The 21,011-nt window shown below is 70.0% G+C and carries 23 protein-coding genes and 2 pseudogenes; 13 read left to right on the top strand and 12 right to left on the bottom strand.

The features are described 5' to 3' along the window. Positions 1-88 precede the first annotated feature (88 nt). The 3 genes and pseudogenes from ABD198_RS04380 to ABD198_RS04370 all read left to right on the top strand — a co-directional run. Positions 89-1,216: pseudogene (locus ABD198_RS04380) on the top strand (AraC family transcriptional regulator); the annotation flags it as partial. 113 nt (positions 1,217-1,329) lie between these two features. Next, entirely contained in the window at positions 1,330-2,130 is an 801-nt protein-coding gene (locus ABD198_RS04375) for an AzlC family ABC transporter permease (protein WP_343997992.1), read from the top strand. Beyond that, a complete protein-coding gene (locus ABD198_RS04370; protein WP_343997991.1) occupies positions 2,127-2,435 on the top strand; it encodes an AzlD domain-containing protein in 309 nt (102 codons plus the stop codon). Before ABD198_RS04375 ends, ABD198_RS04370 begins: the two co-directional genes overlap by 4 nt. A 34-nt stretch (positions 2,436-2,469) precedes the next feature. On the opposite strand, the gene ABD198_RS04365 is transcribed toward ABD198_RS04370, so the two are convergent. Further along, a complete protein-coding gene (locus ABD198_RS04365) occupies positions 2,470-3,414 on the bottom strand; it encodes a hypothetical protein (protein ID WP_343997990.1) in 945 nt (314 codons plus the stop codon). A 79-nt stretch (positions 3,415-3,493) separates the two neighbouring features. Between ABD198_RS04365 and ABD198_RS04360 the strand changes: the two genes are divergently transcribed. The 3 genes from ABD198_RS04360 (at position 3,494) to ABD198_RS04350 (ending at position 5,456) form a co-directional block, all read left to right on the top strand. Further along, complete coding sequence (locus ABD198_RS04360) at positions 3,494-3,688, top strand: DUF3046 domain-containing protein (RefSeq protein WP_167997582.1); 195 nt, start codon at positions 3,494-3,496, stop codon at positions 3,686-3,688. 138 nt (positions 3,689-3,826) lie between these two features. Beyond that, the gene (locus tag ABD198_RS04355; RefSeq protein ID WP_343997989.1) at positions 3,827-5,083 is read left to right on the top strand and encodes an AI-2E family transporter; all 1,257 of its coding nucleotides are present in this window, start codon (positions 3,827-3,829) and stop codon (positions 5,081-5,083) included. A 130-nt stretch (positions 5,084-5,213) separates the two neighbouring features. Continuing rightward, on the top strand, positions 5,214-5,456 hold the full coding sequence (locus ABD198_RS04350) for a hypothetical protein (RefSeq protein WP_343997988.1): 243 nt from the start codon (positions 5,214-5,216) through the stop codon (positions 5,454-5,456). Between the two features lie 121 nt (positions 5,457-5,577). Here the strand turns inward: ABD198_RS04350 and ABD198_RS04345 are convergent. Then, positions 5,578-5,829, bottom strand: a pseudogene (locus ABD198_RS04345) (hypothetical protein); the annotation flags it as partial. A gap of 171 nt (positions 5,830-6,000) precedes the next feature. On the opposite strand from ABD198_RS04345, the gene recA reads away from it, so the two are divergent. Beyond that, a complete protein-coding gene (gene recA, locus ABD198_RS04340; protein WP_343997987.1) occupies positions 6,001-7,110 on the top strand; it encodes a recombinase RecA in 1,110 nt (369 codons plus the stop codon). A gap of 3 nt (positions 7,111-7,113) precedes the next feature. Then, a complete protein-coding gene (gene recX / locus ABD198_RS04335) occupies positions 7,114-7,956 on the top strand; it encodes a recombination regulator RecX (protein ID WP_343997985.1) in 843 nt (280 codons plus the stop codon). 41 nt (positions 7,957-7,997) lie between these two features. Here the strand turns inward: recX and ABD198_RS04330 are convergent, their stop codons facing one another. From ABD198_RS04330 to ABD198_RS04310, 5 genes are all read right to left on the bottom strand, one after another. Then, positions 7,998-8,426 (bottom strand): rhodanese-like domain-containing protein, encoded by a 429-nt coding sequence (locus ABD198_RS04330; protein ID WP_343998008.1) that lies wholly within the window; start codon positions 8,424-8,426, stop codon positions 7,998-8,000. A gap of 59 nt (positions 8,427-8,485) precedes the next feature. Then, entirely contained in the window at positions 8,486-9,085 is a 600-nt protein-coding gene (locus ABD198_RS04325; RefSeq protein WP_425580410.1) for a cupin domain-containing protein, read from the bottom strand. A 105-nt stretch (positions 9,086-9,190) separates the two neighbouring features. After that, positions 9,191-9,262 (bottom strand): putative leader peptide, encoded by a 72-nt coding sequence (locus ABD198_RS04320; RefSeq protein ID WP_343998007.1) that lies wholly within the window; start codon positions 9,260-9,262, stop codon positions 9,191-9,193. 132 nt (positions 9,263-9,394) lie between these two features. Beyond that, positions 9,395-11,041 carry an FAD-dependent monooxygenase gene (locus ABD198_RS04315; protein ID WP_343997982.1) on the bottom strand — a complete coding sequence of 549 codons (1,647 nt, stop codon included), beginning with the start codon at positions 11,039-11,041 and terminating at the stop codon, positions 9,395-9,397. Positions 11,042-11,193: 152 nt separating this feature from the next. Beyond that, on the bottom strand, positions 11,194-11,940 hold the full coding sequence (locus tag ABD198_RS04310) for a LuxR C-terminal-related transcriptional regulator (protein ID WP_343997981.1): 747 nt from the start codon (positions 11,938-11,940) through the stop codon (positions 11,194-11,196). A gap of 347 nt (positions 11,941-12,287) precedes the next feature. On the opposite strand from ABD198_RS04310, the gene ABD198_RS04305 reads away from it, so the two are divergent. Both ABD198_RS04305 and ABD198_RS04300 read left to right on the top strand, forming a co-directional pair. After that, positions 12,288-12,716 (top strand): hypothetical protein, encoded by a 429-nt coding sequence (locus ABD198_RS04305; protein ID WP_343997980.1) that lies wholly within the window; start codon positions 12,288-12,290, stop codon positions 12,714-12,716. A 69-nt stretch (positions 12,717-12,785) separates the two neighbouring features. After that, positions 12,786-13,226: a hypothetical protein gene (locus ABD198_RS04300; RefSeq protein ID WP_343997979.1), complete on the top strand. Its 441-nt coding sequence runs from the start codon at positions 12,786-12,788 to the stop codon at positions 13,224-13,226. Positions 13,227-13,564: 338 nt separating this feature from the next. Here the strand turns inward: ABD198_RS04300 and ABD198_RS04295 are convergent, their stop codons facing one another. The 4 genes from ABD198_RS04295 to ABD198_RS04280 form a co-directional block, all read right to left on the bottom strand. Beyond that, positions 13,565-14,479 carry an amino acid ABC transporter permease gene (locus ABD198_RS04295; protein WP_343997978.1) on the bottom strand — a complete coding sequence of 305 codons (915 nt, stop codon included), beginning with the start codon at positions 14,477-14,479 and terminating at the stop codon, positions 13,565-13,567. Then, positions 14,476-15,141, bottom strand: a complete 666-nt coding sequence (locus tag ABD198_RS04290) for an amino acid ABC transporter permease (RefSeq protein ID WP_343997976.1) — start codon at positions 15,139-15,141, stop codon at positions 14,476-14,478. The genes ABD198_RS04295 and ABD198_RS04290 overlap by 4 nt, the downstream gene beginning before the upstream one ends. Positions 15,142-15,228: 87 nt before the next feature. Beyond that, positions 15,229-16,071 carry a glutamate ABC transporter substrate-binding protein gene (locus ABD198_RS04285; protein ID WP_343997975.1) on the bottom strand — a complete coding sequence of 281 codons (843 nt, stop codon included), beginning with the start codon at positions 16,069-16,071 and terminating at the stop codon, positions 15,229-15,231. An 81-nt stretch (positions 16,072-16,152) separates the two neighbouring features. Beyond that, a complete protein-coding gene (locus tag ABD198_RS04280) occupies positions 16,153-16,929 on the bottom strand; it encodes an amino acid ABC transporter ATP-binding protein (RefSeq protein ID WP_343997974.1) in 777 nt (258 codons plus the stop codon). A gap of 286 nt (positions 16,930-17,215) precedes the next feature. Here ABD198_RS04280 and ABD198_RS04275 point away from each other — a divergent pair, with 286 nt between their 5' ends. Both ABD198_RS04275 and ABD198_RS04270 read left to right on the top strand, forming a co-directional pair. After that, positions 17,216-17,908 carry a response regulator transcription factor gene (locus tag ABD198_RS04275; RefSeq protein WP_343997973.1) on the top strand — a complete coding sequence of 231 codons (693 nt, stop codon included), beginning with the start codon at positions 17,216-17,218 and terminating at the stop codon, positions 17,906-17,908. A gap of 9 nt (positions 17,909-17,917) precedes the next feature. After that, positions 17,918-19,321, top strand: a complete 1,404-nt coding sequence (locus tag ABD198_RS04270) for a HAMP domain-containing sensor histidine kinase (protein WP_343997972.1) — start codon at positions 17,918-17,920, stop codon at positions 19,319-19,321. A 76-nt stretch (positions 19,322-19,397) separates the two neighbouring features. Here the strand turns inward: ABD198_RS04270 and ABD198_RS04265 are convergent, their stop codons facing one another. Beyond that, positions 19,398-20,393 carry a TAXI family TRAP transporter solute-binding subunit gene (locus ABD198_RS04265; RefSeq protein ID WP_343997971.1) on the bottom strand — a complete coding sequence of 332 codons (996 nt, stop codon included), beginning with the start codon at positions 20,391-20,393 and terminating at the stop codon, positions 19,398-19,400. Between the two features lie 108 nt (positions 20,394-20,501). Between ABD198_RS04265 and ABD198_RS04260 the strand changes: the two genes are divergently transcribed. Continuing rightward, positions 20,502-20,918 (top strand): pyrophosphohydrolase domain-containing protein, encoded by a 417-nt coding sequence (locus tag ABD198_RS04260; RefSeq protein WP_343997970.1) that lies wholly within the window; start codon positions 20,502-20,504, stop codon positions 20,916-20,918. Positions 20,919-21,011: the final 93 nt, after the last annotated feature.

The following is a 21,011-nucleotide window of genomic DNA, read 5'->3' as shown; positions in this document are numbered from 1 at the left end:
CGGGCGGCCGGGGCGGCACCGATGGCGGCCGGAACGCCGGGGCGGCACCGATGGCAGCCGGGCGGCCCGGGCGGCCGGGGCGGCACCGATGGCAGCCGGGCGGCCGGGGCCGGACGCGCCCGGTGCGCTGCGCGCACGGTGCCGGACGGCCGGGGCCGGGCGAGGGCTCGGCAGGACCCGGTCCACCCCGGTTCGCGGCCGAGGACGGCGGAAGGTGCAGGCCCGAGCGAGGCGCGCACGGAAGCGCAAGCCGGAGCGAGGCGGGAACGCGCGGCCGGGCAGCCGGCGGGCGGTCGGCAAGGCGGGGTCCGCGGCTGGGGAGGGGGCATCCGTGGCCGGGGAGGCGGGGTCTGCGGTCGGGAGGCCGGGGGCTGCGGCTGGGGAGGCGGGGTCCGCGGCCGGGGAGGCGGGATCCGTGGTCCGGGGCGTCGCGGACAATGGGCGTATGGCGGGAACGAACCGAGGAGCGGAGCGGGGCAGGGAGCGGGCCCGGCACTGGCAGTTCGCCGAGCTGCCCGGCGTCGACCTGCTGCGCGCCCGGTACATCCGCAAGGAGTTCGTGCGGCACACCCACGAGCACTTCGTGATCGCCGCCATCGCGGACGGCGTCGAGGTCTTCCACCACGGCGGGGGCGACCAGTACGCGGGAGCCGGCGCGCTCGCCCTGGTCAACCCGGACACCCCGCACACCGGGCGGGCCGGCGTCCCCGAGGGCTGGCGCTACGGGGCGGTCTACCCGTCGCCCGAAGTGGTGGCCGCCATCGCCGCCGAGACCACCACCCTGCGCGGCACGCCCGGCTTCGTCTCACCGGTACTCGACGACCCGTACACCGTCCGCCTGGTGCACCAGGTGCTGCGGGCCACCGACGAGGGCAACGCGCTCGCCGCCGACACCCTGCTGCGGGTCGCCGTGACCCGGCTGCTGCGGCTCAACGGCGGCACGCTGCCGCGCCGCGAGGTCCGCACGGCGGGCGCCAGGACCGCCGCACGCGCACGGGCGATCCTGGAGGAACGGATGGCCGCGCCGCCCACGCTGGAGCAGCTCGCCGCCGAGCTGGGCACCAGCGCCTTCGCCCTGCTGCGCGCCTTCCGCGACACCTACGGCATGCCGCCGCACACCTGGCTCACCGACGCCCGGGTACGGCGGGCCAGGAAGCTGCTGGACGCGGGGACCACGCCGTCCGAGGCCGCCGTCGCCGTCGGCTTCACCGACCAGCCGCACCTGAACCGGCACTTCAGCCGGATCGTCGGCGTGCCCCCGGGCGCCTACCAGCGCGAGCGCAAGAACGTACAAGACGCCCGGCGCGGGCTTCTCGTACCGTCCGGAGTGTGGCAGTACAACGCACCGCAACCCTCGCAGCAACCACTCACACCCCCGACAAGCCCGACCGTGCCGTCGTACGGGACGCCCTCGGGGTGGGGATCGCCGTCGGACTCTCCGGATTCGCCTTCGGCGTGACCTCGGCCGGCAGCGGGCTCACGCTGCTGCAGACCTGTGCGCTGAGCCTGCTGGTGTTCACCGGCGCCTCCCAGTTCGCCCTGGTGGGCGCTCTGGCGGCGGGCGGCGGCCCGTTCACGGCCGCCGCGGGGGCGTTCTTCCTCGGGGTGCGCAACGCCTTCTACGGGCTGCGCCTGTCCCAGCTGCTGGCCCTGCCGCGTACGCTGCGGCCGCTGGCCGCCCAGTGGGTCATCGACGAGACGACCGCGGTCTCGCTGGCCCAGCCCACCCGGCGCAGCGCGCGCATCGGCTTCCTGGTGACCGGGCTCAGCCTGTACGTGCTGTGGAACCTCACCACGCTGCTCGGGGCGCTCGGCGCGGAGGCCATCGGGGACACCGAGGCGTGGGGTCTGGACGCGGCCGGCCCGGCCGTCTTCCTGGCGCTGCTGGCCCCGATGCTGAGGACCACCACCGAGCGGGCCGTCGCGGGGCTCGCCGTCCTGCTCGGGCTCGGTCTGCTGCCCGTCCTGCCCGCCGGCGTGCCGGTACTGGTGTCCGCGCTGGCGGCGCCGGTGGTGCTGTGGGCGCGGGGGCGCCGGGACGGGGCGTCCAAGGCGTCTGAGGCATCCGACATATCTGAGACATCTGAGGCATCTGAGGTATCTGAGGCATCTGAGGAAGAGGACCGTTGAACATCTGGATCGCCATCGGTGTGACCGCCGTCGGCTGCTACGCCGTCAAGCTCGCCGGTCTCCTGGTGCCGGCCGGTGTCCTCGAGCGGCCCCTCGTCAGGCGGCTCGCCGCGCTGCTGCCGGTCGCCCTGCTCGCCGCCCTCACCGCGCAGCAGACCTTCGCCGACGGCCAGTCGCTGGTCCTGGACGCGCGTGCCGCGGGTGTCGGGGCCGCCGCCGTGGCCCTCGTCCTGCGGGCGCCGTTCCTGGTCGTCGTCGGGGTCGCCGTGGCGGTGACGGCGGGCGTGCGGGCGCTCAGCGGCTGAGGGTGCCGCCGGCGCGCGCCGGTCCCGGATGGGCTCAGTCCACGGGACGGCCGTACGCCCGCAGGGTGCGGAGCGCCTCGATCGTCACCATGGGGCGGGCCTCCAGCGCTGGGGCCGCCGCCCAGCGGCGCCACCGGATCGGCCAGCCGCCGTCCTCACGCTGCTCGGCCGCGAGGTAGTCCAGGGAGCGGGCCATCTCCTCGTCCGTGAACCAGGCGCGGGCGAGCGAGTCCGGGGTCGGTGCGTAGTCGTGCGGGAAGTGGTGCTCGCCCGGCGCGTAGCCGGGGGCGACCGGGTAGGCGTCGAGGTCGTCCGGGTCGAGGGCTGCGAGGCGCTGCCCGCGCACCAGGCGCCCCAGCCGGTCCGCGGCCGCCTCCGCGCGGGCACGGTCCGGGACGGCGTCCAGGAAGGCGACGGCCGCCTCGATCTCGTACGGATGGGACCGCTCCAGCGATTCCACCGCCTGCCAGCAGAAGTCCGTGGCCCGGAACAGCCAGGCGTGCCACACCTCGTTGCGGTGCAGCAGGCCCACCACGCGGCCGGTGGCGAGCAGTTCGCTGGGCGGGTCGTCCACGATCGGGACGAAGGGAGCCGCGGGGTAGCCGCGCTGGCTCGGATGGATCGCCGGAAGGGCTCCGTCCGCGGTGGAGACCGAGGTGAGATAGCGGCACACCTGCTCCGCACGCCGGTCGGTGCAGCGGCCCACGGCGTCCAGGACGCGCAGGGCGCGGGCCGTGTGCAGGGGCTGGCTGACGGGGCCCCGGAGGTCGGGTTCCAGCCCGTGGCCGTAGCCGCCGTCCTCGTTGCGGTAGGCGTCCAGCGCCGTCTCCACCGGCTCGGCGCCGCCGCCCAGGAAGTGGTGGGCGAACAGCCGCTGCTCGAGCACCCGTGCGGTGAGCCAGACGAACTGCTCCGCCCGCGCGAGCGGGGTGTGCGTCCGGGAGGTCGGGTCATGGGGGGAAGCTCCGGTATCGGCCATGGGGCCGACCGTAGGGCGGAAAGCGGTATCGGTACGCGGTCCCGGCGGGGGCCACCCCCGCAGGCGGGATACTGGAGGCATGCGGTTGACGGTCTTCTGGCAGCGGATGGCGGAGCACTTCGGGCCGGGCTATGCCGACACCTTCGCGCGTGACCATGTCATGTCGGAGCTCGGCGGGCGCACGGTCCACCAGGCGCTGGCAGCGGGCTGGGACGCCAAGGACGTCTGGCAGGTGGTCTGCGCGGTGATGGAGGTCCCTCCGGAGAAGCGTTGATCCGAGCGGGGCGCTGAGGTGACGGACCCTCCGTGACGCAGAGAAGCGCTGAGGTGGACGCACCTTCTCTCACGCCGATGGTCACAGAGATCGCCCGCGGGCAGACGGCTGTCACAGCCGTGGGTGAGACTTGACTCCGTGGCACCGACTGACGAGACCGGGCAGGCAGCCCCTCCCCCTTCCACCCCTGGCGCACCCCCGCCCGCCGGACCCGCGGCGGCTCCCGGCGGCGCAGCGGGGGCCCGCATGCCGCGCTGGCTGCCCCGTGCCCTGGTGCTGGCGCTCGCGCTGTACGGCCTGTTCCAGCTGGGCAGCTGGGCCTTCCACCAGCTCACCGGCCTGCTGATCAACGTCCTGATCGCGTTCTTCCTGGCGCTCGCCGTGGAGCCGGCCGTGAGCTGGATGGCCGCGCGGGGCGTACGCCGGGGGCTCGGCACCTTCGTGGTGTTCCTGGGCGTACTCATCGTGGGGGCCGGCTTCGTCACGCTGCTCGGGTCCATGCTGGCCGGGCAGATCATCAAGATCGTCGAGGACTTCCCGGACTATCTCGACTCGGTCATCAACTGGATCAACACCCACTTCCACACCGAACTGCGCCGCGTGGACATCCAGGAGGGCCTGCTGCGCTCCGACTGGCTGCGCAACTACGTCCAGAACAGCGCCTCCGGCGTCCTGGACGTCTCCGCGCAGGTCCTCGGCGGACTGTTCCAGCTGCTGACGGTCGCCCTGTTCTCGTTCTACTTCGCCGCCGACGGCCCGCGGCTGCGGCGCACCATCTGCTCCCTCCTGCCGCCTGCCCGGCAGGCCGAGGCGCTGCGCGCCTGGGAGATCGCGGTGAACAAGACCGGCGGCTACCTGTACTCGCGCGGTCTGATGGCCCTGATATCCGGCCTGGCGCACTATGTGCTGCTGGAGGTCCTGGACGTGCCCTACGCGCCCGTGCTGGCCGTGTGGGTGGGGCTGGTCTCGCAGTTCATCCCCACCATCGGCACCTATCTGGCGGGTGCCCTGCCCATGCTGATCGCGTTCACGGTCAACCCCTGGTACGCGCTGTGGGTGCTGATCTTCGTGGTGATCTACCAGCAGTTCGAGAACTATGTGCTGCAGCCCAAGCTGACCTCGAAGACCGTCGACATCCACCCGGCGGTCGCCTTCGGCTCGGTCGTCGCGGGCACCGCGCTGCTCGGCGCGGTCGGTGCGCTGATCGCCATTCCGGCGGTCGCCACGCTCCAGGCGTTCCTCGGCGCCTATGTGAAGCGCTACGACGTCACCGACGACCCCCGCGTCCACGGCCACCGCGGCGACGGCACCGGTCTGCTCACCCGCGCCCGCCGCTTGTGGTCCCGCGGCCCGAGCGCGACCCGCCCGCCGGGCGGCGACGCCGAAGGTTCGTGAGCGGACCCTGTGATCCTCCGCCGGTGAACCTCGCCCGTGCGCCGGCCCTCTTCGAGTGCGTCGTCGAAACCGGCCCGGCCCGAGCGCAGCGTCGCGACCCGCATGCGAAGGACGCGAGAAGGAGCAGCAGATGAGCGAGGCGCTGCCTCGGCACGACGAGGAGACGTGGGACGAGGAGATCTGCGAGCTCGACCCGATCACCTGGGACGCCTTCGTGGAAGCGATGAGGAAGCACGGGGTGACGGACGACGTGATGGGCAAGGTCTGCCACGACGCCTTGCGCGCGATCAACGCCACCCCGGTCGCCGAGCGCGACCGCCTCAACGCCGAGGCCGAGGCGAACTTCGCCGAGCGGCAGGCGGGGCTCCTCTGACCACTCTCTTCCGGCTGCGTCCTCCGACCGTCTTCCGGCCGCGTCCTCCGCCCGCTCCGTCCTCACCCCTTGCCCTGACCTCCTGCAGGTCATGGACGTCGTGCCAGGAAGACGAACTCCCTCCCCGGCCGGTCAGGAGACGGGCGAACACCCCCGTCCCGCAGCCGGTGTCCAGCACCCGGCGTGCCGCGAACGCCTCCACCATCCGAAGGTAGGGACCGAGATCGCTGCGGTCGGGGTCGAGCGCGTCATAGACCGCGGCCAGCTGTGGAGGCGCGAAACAGTCGTCGGCCGTGCGGTCGGAGGCAGGAAGGGTACGCGACGGCCTGTCCCGCCCGTGCCGCGTGGTGCGCTTGACACGAAAATCGAACATCTATTCTTATGGAGGCGCCGATGAGGCTCAACGACGGGTGTTCTGATCCAGTTCGGGTGAGAAGGTCCCGGAGTTATCCACAGGCCGGACAGACGTCGGGACGCATTGTCAGTGGCAGGCGCTAGCGTCTTTGACGTGAAGCGATCGACTCAAGCAAATCGGGTGGAACCCATGGCAGGAACCGACCGCGAGAAGGCGCTCGACGCCGCGCTCGCACAGATTGAACGGCAATTCGGCAAGGGCGCCGTCATGCGCATGGGCGAGCGGTCTAAGGAGCCCATCGAGGTCATCCCGACCGGGTCGACCGCGCTCGACGTCGCCCTCGGAGTCGGCGGCCTGCCGCGCGGCCGTGTGGTGGAGATCTACGGCCCCGAGTCCTCCGGTAAGACGACCCTGACCCTGCACGCGGTGGCCAACGCCCAGAAGGCCGGCGGCCAGGTCGCCTTCGTGGACGCGGAGCACGCCCTCGACCCCGAGTACGCGAAGAAGCTCGGCGTCGACATCGACAACCTCATCCTGTCCCAGCCGGACAACGGTGAGCAGGCCCTGGAGATCGTGGACATGCTGGTCCGCTCCGGCGCCCTCGACCTCATCGTCATCGACTCCGTCGCCGCCCTGGTGCCCCGCGCGGAGATCGAGGGCGAGATGGGCGACAGCCACGTGGGTCTGCAGGCCCGCCTGATGAGCCAGGCCCTGCGGAAGATCACCAGCGCGCTCAACCAGTCCAAGACCACCGCGATCTTCATCAACCAGCTCCGCGAGAAGATCGGCGTGATGTTCGGCTCGCCGGAGACCACCACCGGTGGCCGCGCGCTGAAGTTCTACGCCTCGGTGCGCATCGACATCCGCCGCATCGAGACCCTCAAGGACGGCACGGAGGCGGTCGGCAACCGCACCCGCTGCAAGGTCGTCAAGAACAAGGTCGCGCCCCCCTTCAAGCAGGCCGAGTTCGACATCCTCTACGGCCAGGGCATCAGCCGCGAGGGCGGCCTGATCGACATGGGCGTGGAGCACGGCTTCGTCCGCAAGGCCGGCGCCTGGTACACGTACGAGGGCGACCAGCTCGGCCAGGGCAAGGAGAACGCCCGCAACTTCCTCAAGGACAACCCCGACCTCGCCAACGAGATCGAGCGGAAGATCAAGGAGAAGCTGGGCGTCGGCGTACGGCCCGAGGAGAGCGCCACCGAGCCGGGCAAGGACGCCGCTCCCGCCGAGGCGCCCGCGGTTCCGGCCCCGGCGGCCAAGGCCGGCAAGTCCAAGGCCGCGGCAGCCAAGAGCTGACCCGTGACCCGACGAACGGACTGGGCCGAGTACGAGTTCGCCGCATCCGGTGCCCGGCGGGGGAGGGGCATCGGAGCCGGCGACGGCTCAGCCGCGGACGCGGAGGCGACCTACGGGTACGGCGACGAGACCGCGGCAGCGGACGGCATCCCGGCGGAGACGCCGGGCGACGTCCCGCGCCGAGGCACCCGGGGCTCGCGCCGCACGGGCGGGACACGGGGAGGCGGCTCGCGTGACGGCGGGCCGCGTGGTGGACGCGGACGCGGGCGCCGCACCTTCGGCGACGCGACCGCCCAGGACGGGGGCGCCTCGACCTCGTCGAGGGCCGAGGGGGAGGAGTCCCCGGGGGACCCGGTCGAGCGGGCAAGGGCGATCTGCCTGCGCCTGCTCACCGGGACCCCGCGCACCCGCAAACAGCTCGCCGACGCCCTGCGCAAGCGGGACATCCCCGACGCCGCCGCCGAGGAGGTGCTGTCCCGCTTCGAAGAGGCCGGACTGATCGATGACAGTGCCTTCGCGGACGCCTGGGTCGAGTCCCGGCACCACGGCCGGGGCCTGGCCCGCCGCGCCCTCGCCCAGGAGCTGCGGACCAAGGGCGTGGACGCCGCACTGATCGACGCCGCCGTCTCCCAGCTCGACTCCGAGCAGGAGGAGGCGACCGCGCGTGAGCTCGTCGCCCGCAAGCTCCGGGCCACGCGCGGCCTCGACCGCGACAAGCGCATACGCCGCCTCGCCGGGATGCTCGCCCGCAAGGGCTACTCCGAGGGGCTCGCCCTCCGCGTGGTGCGCCAGGCACTGGAGGAGGAGGGCGAGGACACGGAGTTCCTGGCGGGCGAGGGGTTCTAGAACGACCCCGGTCTCCGGCTTCGTGCTCTGCGCTCCGCGCCCTACGGAGGCGTCACCGGCAACCCGGCCGCACGCCAGGCCTGGAAACCGCCGATCAGATCGGTGGCCCGGTGCAGCCCCAGCCGGTGCAGGGACTCCGCGGCCAGGCTGGAGGCGTACCCCTCGTCGCAGATCACCACGATCCGCAGGTCGTGACCGGTGGCCTCGGGGAGACGGTGGCTGCCCTGCGGGTCGAGACGCCACTCCAGCTCATTGCGCTCGACCACCAGGGCACCGGGGATGAGCCCGTCCCGCTCGCGCAGGGCGGCGTAGCGGATGTCGACCAGCAGCGTCTGGCCGGCCTGGGCGGCGGCATGGGCGTCGCGGGGTTCGATGCGCTCGTAGTCCGACCGCACCCGCTCCAGCAGCGCGTCGATGCCCACGGCACCCGTGGTCGCCCCGTCCGGCGCGGTGGGCGCGCCCAGCGGGATCGCCTCACCCGGCGTGGCGGCCTCGCCCAGCGGGGTCGCCACGCTTGTGCTGCTGACGCTCACTGCCAGTCCTCCGGGCGTTCGACCTGCTCCAGCCGGAGTACCGGTCCGCTGCGGCTGTAGCGGCGGATCTGCGGCAACGGGGGGTAGTAGGCGTGCACGGAGATCGCGTGCCGGTCCTGCGACTCGTTGCGCACCTCGTGCACGTGATGCCGGCCGAAGGCGCGGCCCTGGCCGGCCGGCAGCCGGCGTGAGCGGTCCACGCCGTCGGTGAGCTCCAGCGTCCTCCAGCCGTCGGTGGGCAGCCGCACGGCGAGCGAGTTCTCCTTGAGCCCGCCGGAGGCGGTGATGAAGGCGCCGACGGACTCGGCGTGGTCGTGCCAGCCGGTGCCGGTGCCGGGCGGCCAGCCGATCAGCCAGGCCTCGCTGCCACCGGGCCCGTCGAGGCGCACCCAGGTGCGGCCCTCGGGGTCGAGGGGGAGCGAGGCGATGAGGTCGGCGTCGGCGGCCACCCGCCGCACGAAGTCGTACAGTTCGGCCTGCGTCGGCGCGGCGCCCGACCGAAGAGCGGCAGAAGCCGCAGAACCGGCAGCGGGGGCGGAGGTGGAGACGGCGGGGGAGGGGGTGGGGGCGGGGGAAGAGGAGACAGACACGTGCACCGTCCTGAGGCGTTCGCGAAAGCGCGCGCCCAAGCGACGGCAACGCACCGGTGTGCGTGCGAGGCGGCGGGGCAGCGCGCGAAAGGGCGTGAAAGAAGCGCGAGATCAGACGGACGAGCGACACACGCAGCCCGCATAGCGGAGGAGGTCCATATGAACCCTCCGCCACAGGCGCACACAGGTGTCGGTCACGGGCCGGAGTACACCACGAAGCCGCCGACCCGTTCAACTCACGGTCACCATGTGGACCACACGGTGACCGGTCACGGCCCTTCTGCGCTCAGCACGAGGAACCTCCAGGACCGCCGGTCAGCCCGACACGGCCCCCGCTTCCGCTTCCGCCCCCGCTTCCGCCTCCGCTCCCGCACGAGCCTCCGTCCCCTCATCCGCAGGTCCGCCGAGCGCCGCCTCCGTCGCCGCGTACAGATCCGCCGGGCGGACACCGCTCAGCGCGGTGACCAGATGCCCGTCCGGGCGCACCAGCAGCACACTGTGGGCCGGCGCCCCCGGGTAACTCTCCGCGACCAGCAGCTCCGCCCGGTGCGGCAGCGCCGCCACGGCCGCCGCCAGCCGGGGCATGATCCCGGCGGACATCCAGTGCCGGCGCTCCCACACCGCCGTACCCGGCGCGACCAGCACCACCAGCAGCGCACCGCGGCCGAGCCGCTCGCGCAGCTGCACGAAGGTGCCGTCCTCCGCCGTGACCCGGACGTCCGCCACCTGCGCACCCGGCGGGGTGTCGACCGCGACCTCGCTCTCGAGCCGCCCCGGCGCGAGCGGTGAGTCACCGTACGCCCCCGGCGCACCCAGTGCGCCCCGCCCGAGGTGACCGTCCATCAGCAGAATCTCGTGGTTGCGCGCCGAGCCGGGAACGTAGGAGCGCAGCCCTCCGCCGCCCCGCACTATGGGCAGCGCCTGGTCGGCGGCACGCAGCCGGGCGGCGACGGCCGCCCGCCGCTCGGCCTGATAGCTGTCGAGCAGTGCATCGCGCGGCCCGTGATGCCAGGCCAGCGCCAGCTTCCAGGCGAGGTTGTCGGCGTCCCGCAGCCCCTCGTCCAGCCCGTGTGTGCCCAGCGCGCCGAGCAGATGCGCCGCGTCCCCGGCGAGGAACACCCGGTCCGCCCGCCAGCGCCGGGCGAGCCGGTGGTGCACCGTGTGGACACCGGTGTCCAGGAGCTCGTACGGCGGAGTCGTCCCGTTCGTCCAGCCGGCCAGCGTCTCCCGGATGCGGGCGAGCAGCATCTCCGGTGTGACCAGGTCCTTGCCCGGAGGCAGCAGCCAGTCCAGCCGCCACAGACCGTCCGGCAGGGGCCGTGCGGTGATCTCGCCGGCCGAGGGGCCGGATGAGCGCCAGGGCGGCAACCGGTGCAGCAATGCCTCGTTCTCCCACGGGAGTTCCGTGCGCAGCACGGCCACGGCGTGACGTTCCACCGCCGTACGCCCCGGGAATCGGATGTCCTGGAGCTTGCGCACGGTCGACCGGGGGCCGTCGCAGCCGACCAGGTAACTCCCCCTCCACCAGGTCCCCTTGGGGCCGCGGGTGTGAGCGGTGACACCCGAGGGCTCCTGCTCCAGGGAGTCGAGGCGGCTCTCCGCGGCGACCTCGACGTGCCGTTCGCCGGCGAGGGCCAAGCGCAGCGCGCCGGTGAGAACGTGCTGGGCGATGTGCAGCGGAGGCACGGCCCCGCCGTCACCGAAGGCGACCTCACTGATCACCTGTCTGCGCCGCATCGACCGCCATCCGGCCCAACGGCAGCCGAGCTGCGTGAGCCGCACGCCGGTCAACCGTTCCATCAGCGCGGCGGTGTCCTCGCGCAGCACGACGGTGCGCGCCGGACGCGGTTCGTCCTTGCCCGGACCCTCGTCCAGCACCACACACGGCACGTCCTGCCGTGCCAGTGCCAGGGAGAGCGTGAGCCCCACGGGCCCCGCTCCGACGACGATCACCGGGTCCATTGCACGGCGCCCCCTGCTCGAAGCGACGTCTGAGGGGCCGTGAGGGAACAGGTAGGTGGAGCAGGGTGCACGATCACAGAAAGTATGCAACCTATTGCCGGTGCCCGCGTCAAGCGACCGGTGACCGTGGCGATCACGCGAGCGCTGCCCGCTCAGCCGTCTGCTGTGCAGGCAGCCCGCCATTCGTGTGTTCGCGCGAGCCATGCCACATGGGCCGCCTGGACGCGGTTTGCGACCTTCAGCTTGGTGCATATCGCCCGAACATGATCTTTGACGGTTTCCGGGCTGATGAAGAGGCTTGACGCGATGGCCCGGTTGGACATCCCCCGACTGACCAGACTGAGCACCTGTTGTTCTCTGTGGCTGAGGCTGTGAACTCTGTCCCGGGCAGAACCTTCTTGAGCCGCAGCGATGGTGGATGCCAGGTATTCGCTGATCATTGCATCCGAAATTTCGGGCGAGACGACACGGTGCCCGTCTGAGATCGCCGGCAATGCCCAGGAAATGTGCTGTGCTGCGGTCTCTGCGAGAAGAATCCCGGCAGCGCCCAGACTCAGGATCTCACGGACGTCACTCGTGAGAACCTGGTCAGCTATGACCAGGACCGGAATTCCGGGCTGCCCATCGTTCGGCGCGCACAGCGTCGGCGCGGAGTGCTGCCACGCGGCGTGACTGCTGACAATTATGTCGGGCATCACCTGTGATGGTGTTGTCCGCTGAACATTGCCCTCGATCAGGGTGGTCGAAAACGGCTGAGCTTCCAGAGCGTCGCGTAACGCGGCTCTGAACGGGCCCCCGCAATCAATGATTCCAATTCGCACTTCACGCCCCCGTGAGTCCTTGTGACGCGGAATCATGACGTTGGCCGCCTGGTCAGGGCGGTCGATTCGTTCCATCATTTCTCTGCGACTGTCAGGCAGTCAAGCTTGGTATTGGCTATTGGTCTCCAATTTGAGGTTTTCATGAGGTGCCGGCACGCCATCCGATGCCGTCGGCGGGCGATATCCGTCTTTGGGTGGTGAAAAACTCATCAACGCCACCATTGCCCGGATTCTCTGATTTGGGTGAAGGGGTTGATATGTTCCATCGGGCTCATCAACCCCCCAGAAAGGGGATACCGAGGGGCGTGTGAGTCGCGGTCGTATTGGACACGTCCTCGTTTTCAGCGATGCAACTGATCGTTTCGCTGTTCAAATGATGGCGCAGACATCACGGGAAGGTTGATCCGATGCAATCATCATCCGTCATGAAACGGCGGTCGTTTCGCCGGCATGCGGGGCGCGCTTCCGTCGCTGTCGCCAGTGCCGTCCTGGCGACGTCGGCAACCGTGCTGACTGCTCCTCCCGCTGCAGCTGCGGGCGGTTGCGGCAAGCCTCAGCTCAAGATCTGGTACGACTCCGATCAATACGGGTCGTACCTCAAGGCCTGGTTCCGGACCAAGCCCGGATGCAAGGCCAAGGTGATGGGGCTTCATGGCTGGATCTACTGCAACAAGCCGGCGAAGAAGGTGTACGACAAGATGACCTCCGGTCGAGCGCCGGTCGAGACGGAGACGAAGACGCTGCCTTCAAAGAGCAAGTGCAAGTCGTTTTATGCTCAAGCCAGGATCATCTATTACGCCGACACCGACTTTCACGATGCGTGGTCGTGGAAGTGGGGCGACTACCCGGCGTGAGCGGGAAATGCGGATGCGTCCAGTCTGGTGCAGCATCTTGCAGTAGGGGCAGGAACCAAGGAAGGGAAAATGTCTGTTCTGCATCGCTCGCCGCGAGCACGAATGGCCGCTTTAGGGGCTTCTCTCGCGGTTGTGACAGGAGCTCTGGCGAGCGCTCCCGCGGCCGCCGACGACGTGGATGCCATCTATCTCGGTACCCGCAAGGGGACGGTTAGTCTCGGCTTGCCGAACAAGTGGCATTACACGGACAAGCAGTATCGCAGTCTCATGATGAAGAACACGCGCAACCATTACATCCGCGTGACCTACAAGGGTTGCCAGAGGTGGCGCGTGCGCGTCGCAGCTGCCCATCCTGGTGGTGGCTACACCGATGACGAGACCACCGTCAAGGGATGCAACAAGACTGCGGTGATCAGTATCATCGGCAAGTTGAAGGCCAACGTGACCCTGTCTGTCTACCTGCCGGTCAGCGGAGACACCCAGAGCGTTTCCATCAAGCCGATCAAGTGACGCGCGGTTGTCCGCATCGCGATACGGGCGAGCGTACGGGCATTGACCCTCGATCAGGCTTGAGTATCAGACACAGGACACGATCTGCGAGGCTTTGCCACAGTCACCGGCCCTGCCTGCAACCCTCCCCTCATGGGTGCAGCAGGGCCGGTCTGCTGTATTCGCCGGCTCACAAACGTCCTGCGTAGAGACGGGTACGGCACGGGAGCAGGCGCGGCGGGCAGGTGTGCCGGACTCCATTCCTCAAGGCAGCCACGGAACACGACGCTCATGCGAGGAGGGGGCGGTGGCACTTGTGTGCCGCCGCCCCCTCCTGGAGATGTGAGAGGAGGTGGTACCTATGCCTTGGGGGTGTCCCCGGGCTCCACAGGCGGGGCGTGTCCCGCGGTTTCGAGGTCTTCGACCATCTCTGTCCCGACTACCGCGCCCGTGCTCCGCTTGCTGCTGCGCAGCTTGCGCTCCAACCAGCTCGCGAAGCTCGTCAGTGCGAAGTTGAGGGCGATGAAGATGACGGCCACGACCGTGAAGCTGGCGATGACGTTGGCGCCGTAGTAGCCGCTCATCGTGTTCGCCGAGGAGAGCAGCTCGGGGAAGGTGAGGATGGCACCGCCGAGTGCCGTGTCCTTCACGATCACAACAAGCTGGCTGACGATCGCCGGCAGCATCGCGGTCACCGCCTGCGGCAGCAGGATGAGCCGCATCAGCTGGCCCTTGCGCAGGCCGATCGCCTTGCCGGCCTCGGACTGGCCCTTCGGCAGGGACAGAATGCCCGCGCGGACGATCTCGGCCAGAACGGCGGCGTTGTACAGCACCAGGCCCGTGACCACCGCGTACAGAGGCCGGTCGTCCGAGGACACGCTGGTGTACTCGGCGAACAGGGCGAGCCCGAAGATCATCAGGATCAGGACGGGGATGGCTCGGAAGAACTCGACCACGATCGCTGCCGGCACTCTGATCCACACGTGGTCCGAGAGCCGGGCGATGCCGAAGATCGCACCGAGCGGCAGGGCGATCAGCACGGCGAGCACCGCGGCCTTCAGCGTGTTCTGCAGCCCGGGCCAGATGTACGTCGACCATGGCTCACCGCTCGTGAAGAAGGGCTTCCAGAGCACCCACTCGAGCTGGCCCTTCTCTTTGAGGGTGCTGAACACCCACCACAGCAAGGCAGCCAGGGCCACCAGGAACACGACGGTGAACAGGACATTGCGCCGCTTGGCGCGCGGGCCCTGCGCGTCGTAGAGAACGGAACTCATCGCTTCACCGCCACCTTCTTGCCCACCCAGCCGAGGATCAGGCCGGTCGGCAGCGTCAGACACACGAACCCGAAGGCGAAGATCGCGGAGATCAGAAGCAATTGCGCTTCGTTCTCAATCATCTCCTTCATCAGCAATGCCGCTTCGGCCACGCCGATCGCAGCAGCCACCGTGGTGTTCTTGGTCAGTGCAATCAGGACGTTGGCCAGCGGACCGACCACGGAGCGGAATGCCTGGGGAAGCACGACCAACCACAGCACCTGTGAGAAGCTCAGCCCGATGGCACGGGCAGCCTCCGCCTGACCCACCGGCACGGTGTTGATGCCGGACCTGAGCGCTTCGCACACGAAGGCCGAGGTGTAGATGACAAGGCCGAGCACGGCGAGCCGGAAGTTGATCGACTCCGTTCTGTCCGCGCCCAGGTCGATGCCCAGCGTCTGGTACAGGCCCAGCGAGCTGAACAGGATGATCACGGTCAGCGGGATGTTCCGCACGATGTTCACGTAGGCGGTCCCGAAGCCGCGCATCAGCGGCACCGGGCCGACCCGCATGGCGGCCAGCGCGGTGCCCCAGATCAGGGAGCCGATGGCCGAGAGCAGCGTGAGCTGCACCGTCGTCCAGAAGGCTCCCAGGACGTCGTAATCACTCAGAAAGTCGAACACGATCTCCCGCGCTTCCGCGTATAGGGATACCCGGGTGCGCCGTCCCGGAGGACGGCGCACCCGTCGGGCGTTGCCTCAGCCGTGGCGTCAGCTCTTGATCTCGCCGATCTTCGGCGCAGGCTCGTACTGGTAGTTGGCCGGGCCGAAGTTCTTCTCCACGGCCTTCTGCCAGGACTTGTCGGCGACCATCTCCTCAAGCGCCTTGTTGATCTTGTCCTTCAGCTCGCTGCCCTTCTTGACGCCGATGCCGTAGTTCTCGTTGGTCATCTTGAAGCCGGCGAGCTTGAACTTGCCCTTGAACTGCTCCTGGGCGGCGTAGCCGGCGAGGATCGAGTCGTCGGTGGTCAGCGCGTCGATCGCCTTGTTCTGCAGACCGCTCAGGCACGCCGAGTACGTCGGGTATGTCTGCAGGTCGGCCTCGGGCGCCAGCTTGTCCTTGACGTTCTGTGCCGAAGTCGAGCCGGCCACCGAGCACAGCTTCTTGTTGTTGAGGTCCTTCGGCGACTTGATGGAGCTGTCGTCGGCGCGGATGAGGACGTCCTGGTGAGCCAGCAGATACGGGCCGGCGAAGTCGACCTTCTCCTGGCGTTCCGGCGTGATGGAGTAGGTGGCGGCGATGAAGTCGACGTCGCCGCGCTGCAGCATGGTCTCGCGGTCGGCGCTCTTCGCTTCCTTCCACACGATCTGGTCCGGCTCGTAGCCCAGCTTCTTCGCGACGTAGGTGGCCACGTCGACGTCGAAGCCGACGTATCCCTGCGGCGTCTTCTGGCCCAGACCCGGCTGGTCGTACTTGATGCCGATCTTGATCGTCTTGCCGCCACCAGAACCGGAGCTGTTGGAGTCGCCGCCGTCGTCACCGCCACACGCGGTGGCGGTGAGGGCGAGGGCGATGACAGCGGCCGAGGCGGCGGTGACCTTGCGGAGCTTCATGGTGCACATCCTTTGACTGGTGAAGTGATGCGGCCCGGTCAGTGTGTCCGGTGACGCAAGTCGGGGAGCGCGTATTACGCGTCAGTGGTGAAGGATCTTCGACAGGAAGTCCTTGGCTCGGTCGCTGCGCGGATTGCTGAAGAACTGGTCCGGCGCAGCCTGTTCGACGATGCGGCCGTCCGCCATGAACACCACGCGATTTGCAGCCGAACGGGCGAACCCCATTTCGTGGGTCACGACGATCATGGTCATGCCGTCGCGGGCGAGCTGCTGCATGACCTCCAGAACCTCGTTGATCATTTCCGGGTCGAGAGCCGACGTGGGCTCGTCGAACAGCATGACCTTGGGTTCCATCGCCAGCGCCCGCGCGATGGCGACACGCTGCTGCTGACCGCCGGAGAGCTGAGCCGGGTACTTCTCGGCCTGCGCGGTCACGCCGACCCGGTCGAGCAGGGCGCGGGCCCGCTCCTCGGCTTCCTTCTTGTCCTTCTTGCGAACCTTGACCTGGCCCAGCGTCACGTTCTCGAGCACGGTCTTGTGCGCGAAGAGGTTGAAGGACTGGAAGACCATCCCCACATCGGCCCGTAGCCGGGCGAGCGCCTTGCCCTCCTCGGGCAGGGGCTTGCCGTCGATCGTGATCGTCCCGGAGTCGATCGTCTCCAGGCGGTTGATGGTGCGGCACAGGGTGGACTTCCCGGACCCGGAGGGTCCGATGACCACGACGACTTCGCCACGGGCGATCGTCAGGTCGATGTCCTGGAGTACGTGCAACGCGCCGAAGTGCTTGTTGACGCTCTTCAGGACGACCAGGTCGCCGGTCGCGGCCACATCTTCCTTGGCCACCGATACTTCGGTCATCGCTCTCAGGCTCCGTCCTCCTCGGTTTCGGAGGACAGTAGTAATCCTTCAGACCTGCGTCATTACATCTGAGGGGAATCTGAGCATCACGATCCGATAGCAATCAGACACTCGTCGTAGCACTTGTGAGCAGGGCTCATATCGGCCGGGTAACGGTACCGAAGCGCAACCGGAACCCTCTTGACGCCGTCCTCGTCCATCGGCGTCACTGCAAGATGCACACGCGCGGGCACACCGGATGTGTCCACAGTCAGATGGTACGGCCGATGGACCGAAGGGAGCCCTGGTGAGACTGCTGCTCGTCGAGGACGACAACCACGTCGCCGCCGCCCTGTCGGCCGTGCTGGCGCGGCACGGGTTCGACGTCACCCATGCGCGCAGCGGCGAGGAGGCGCTCCAGGCGCTCGTCCCCGAGGGCAACGGTTTCGGTGTGGTGCTGCTCGACCTGGGCCTGCCCGACCAGGACGGCTACGAGGTGTGCAGCAAGATCCGCAAGCGCACCAGCACCCCGGTGATCATGGTCACCGCCCGCTCCGACGTGCGCTCCCGCATCCACGGGCTCAACCTCGGCGCCGACGACTACGTGGTGAAGCCCTACGACACCGGCGAACTGCTCGCCCGGATCCACGCCGTCAGCCGGCGCAGCGCCCAGGACGAGCCCGCATCCGGCGGCACCCCGGACACCGAGCTGAACCTCGGCGCGGTCCGCATAGAGCTGCCGACCCGGCAGGTCAGCGTCAACGGTTCGGTCGTCCAGCTCACCCGCAAGGAGTTCGACCTGCTCGCCCTGCTCGCGCAGCGGCCCGGCGTGGTCTTCCGCCGCGAGCAGATCATCAGCGAGGTCTGGCGCACCAGCTGGGAGGGCACCGGGCGCACCCTGGAGGTGCACGTCGCCTCCCTGCGGAGCAAGCTGCGCATGCCCGCCCTCATCGAGACGGTTCGCGGAGTCGGGTACCGGCTCGTCGCGCCCGTGGCATAGCGGGGCCGGGTGCGCACTCGTCTGCTGCCGCTGCTCATCGTCCTGATGGCGGCGGTCCTGCTCGCCCTGGGGGTCCCGCTGGCCGTCAGCCTGGCCGGCGCGCAGCAGCAGCGGGTCGTCGTCGACCGGATCGACGACACCGCGCGCTTCGCCGCCCTCGCCCAGTTCGTCACCGAGCCCTCCGACCCGGCCGGCGGCGACGTCGACGAGCGCCGGGAGACGCTCCGCAGCGAGCTGAGCAGCTACCACGACGTGTACGGCATCCGCGCGGGCGTCTTCTACCGCAACGACTCCCCGATGGCGCACGCCCCGGAGGACTGGTACCTGCCCCGCACGGGCGAGGTGCGGGCCGCCTTCCAGGAGGCGCTGCTCAGCCGGCGCAGCCACGACCCCCAGCAGGTGTGGCCCTGGGAGCGGCGCAGCCTGGTGGTGGCCTCACCCGTCATCCGGGACGGCGACGTGGTCGCGGTCGTCGTCACCGACTCGCCGACCGGGCAGATGCGCTCGCGGATCCTGAAGGGCTGGCTGGTGATCGCCGCGGGCGAGGCCGCCGCGATGCTGCTGGCCGTCGGCGCGGCCCTGCGGCTGACCGGCTGGGTGCTCCGACCGGTGCGGATCCTGGACGCCACCACGCACGACATCGCCACCGGGCGGCTGAAGTCCAGGGTCGCGGCGGCGGGCGGCCCGCCGGAGCTGAGACGGCTGGCCAGGTCGTTCAACGAGATGGCCGACAACGTCGAGAACGTGCTGGAGCAGCAGCGGGCCTTCGTCGCCGACGCCTCCCACCAGCTGCGCAATCCGCTCTCGGCGCTGCTGCTGCGCATCGAGTTGCTCGCCCTGGAGCTGCCCGAGGGCAACGAGGAGATCGCCTCGGTGCAGGCGGAGGGCAAGCGGCTCGCCCAGGTCCTGGACGACCTGCTCGACCTGGCCCTCGCCGAGCACAGCGAACCGCAGCTGCAGGTGACCGACATCGGGGCGCTCGCCGCGGAGCGGGTGGCCGCCTGGGCGCCGACGGCGGAGGCGAAGGGCGTCCGGCTGACCGGCGACTGCCCGCCCACCACTGGCTGGGCGGACCCCGTGGCGCTGTCCAGCGCACTGGACGCGGTCATCGACAACGCGGTGAAGTTCACGCCCGAGGGCGAGAGCGTCGAGGTGACCGTCGGCTCCAACGGCGACACGGTGAGTGTGGTCGTCACCGACAACGGGCCCGGGCTGACCGACGAGGAGCTCACCCGCATCGGCGACCGCTTCTGGCGCAGCGGACGGCACCAGAACATCAAGGGCTCGGGCCTCGGCCTGTCCATCACCCGGGCGCTTCTGGCGGCGGGCGGCGGCTCCATCACGTACGACCACCATGAGCCGCACGGGCTGAAGGTCACGGTGATGGTGCCGAGGAACGGCTCCGCGCGGTGACGGTAGTACTACGGCCCCGCAAGTAGTACGGCCCACAAGTAGTACGGCCCCACAAGTACTACGGCCCCACCAAGCCCTACGGCTTCACCGACCGGTAGTAGCTGCGCGCGCCCTCGTGCAGCTGGAGCGGATCGGTGTAGATCGCGGTGCGGACGTCGACGAGCTGGGCCGAGTGGACATGCGCCCCGATGTTGTCCCGGCTCCTGAGCACGATGCGGGTCAGCCACTCGGTGAGCCGGGGGTCCGCGTCCGCGCGCGTGATCAGCAGGTTGGACACGGCCAGGGTCGGCACCGCCACGCCGTGCTGGCTGCCCGGGTAGGCGGACTCCGGCATGTTGGTCGCCCGGTAGTGGCGGGTGCCGCCGCCCTGCTCGTGCAGCTCGGCCACCAGGCTCGCGGGGATCGGCACGAACCGCAGCGAGGAGTTCTCGGCGAACTTCTTCAGCCCGTCCGTCGGCACCCCGCCCGACCAGAAGAAGGCGTCCAGGCCGTGTCCGAGCCGCTGGGGGCCGACGTCGATGCCGTCCGAGGACGGCTGGATGTCCTTCTCCGGGTCGATGCCGGCCGCCTTGAGGACGCGGTTCGCGATCAGCCGGACGCCCGACTTGGGCGGCCCTATGGCGACCCGCTTGCCCCGCAGATCGGCTACCGCGCGGATGTCCGAGCCGGACGGGACGACGAGCTGCACGTAGTCGTCGTAGAGCCGGGCCACCCCGCGCAGCCGGTCGGCGCCCGCCCGCCCGCTCAGCCGGTACGTCTGCACCGCGTCGGCCGCCGCGATCGCGAAGTCGGCCTGCCCGGTCGCCACCCGCCGCACGTTCTCCTGGGAGCCGTCACTCGTCAGCAGCCGCACCTCGAGGTCGGGCATGTGCTTGTCGAGGGACGAGCGCAGCAGCTCGCCGTACTTCTGGTACACCCCCGCACGGGTGCCGGTGCTCAGCGTGACCGTCCCGCCGGGCGGCTCCTCGCGCCAGGGCGCGACCCACCACAGCAGCAGTCCGAGCGCGACGACGGCGGCGGCCGCACCCTGCAGGGCACGGCGCCGGCCGATACGGGACAGCGCGATGGGCATGGGCGCGATCCTGCCAGCCCGCACACCCTCTGACCAGGGTGGGGCTCACAGAGGGGCGGGAAGGGACCGGTAGGGGAAGTGTCGGTGAGGGCCGCTACAGTCGGCCGCATGAGCTCATCGCCCGTCCACCTGGTCCGTGAATTCCACCGTGCCTTCGGGCTGGACATCCGGGACGTGCCCACCAAGGTCTCGCCGGAGCTCGCCGCCTTCCGCGGGGACCTGCTCGCCGAGGAGGCCGCGGAGGTGGCCGAGGTCTCGGTCAAGGGCCCGCTCGACCGGCTCGCCCACGAGCTGGCCGACCTCGTGTACACGGCGTACGGCACGGCGCTCGTCCACGGCATCGACCTGGACGAGGTGATCGCCGAGATCCACCGCTCCAACATGACCAAGCTGGGCCCGGACGGCTCGGTCACCCGCCGCGCGGACGGCAAGGTCCTCAAGGGGGACCACTACCAGGCGCCGGACGTGGCGGGGGTGCTGCGCAGGCAGGGGTGGGTGCCGGAGGACGAGTCGGGCGCCTGCTGAGTCCGCCGCGGGATGCGGGGCCGGCCGGGGCCGGCTGGGTCCGTCGCACGATCCAGGCCCGGCCCCAGCCTGCTCGGGCCGGCCGGGGCCGGC

It is taken from the genome of Streptomyces thermocarboxydovorans (assembly GCF_039524635.1).
Classification (GTDB): domain Bacteria; phylum Actinomycetota; class Actinomycetes; order Streptomycetales; family Streptomycetaceae; genus Streptomyces; species Streptomyces thermocarboxydovorans.
Note: the sequence above shows the minus strand (reverse complement) of the source record. Positions and strands in the feature narration are given on the sequence as shown.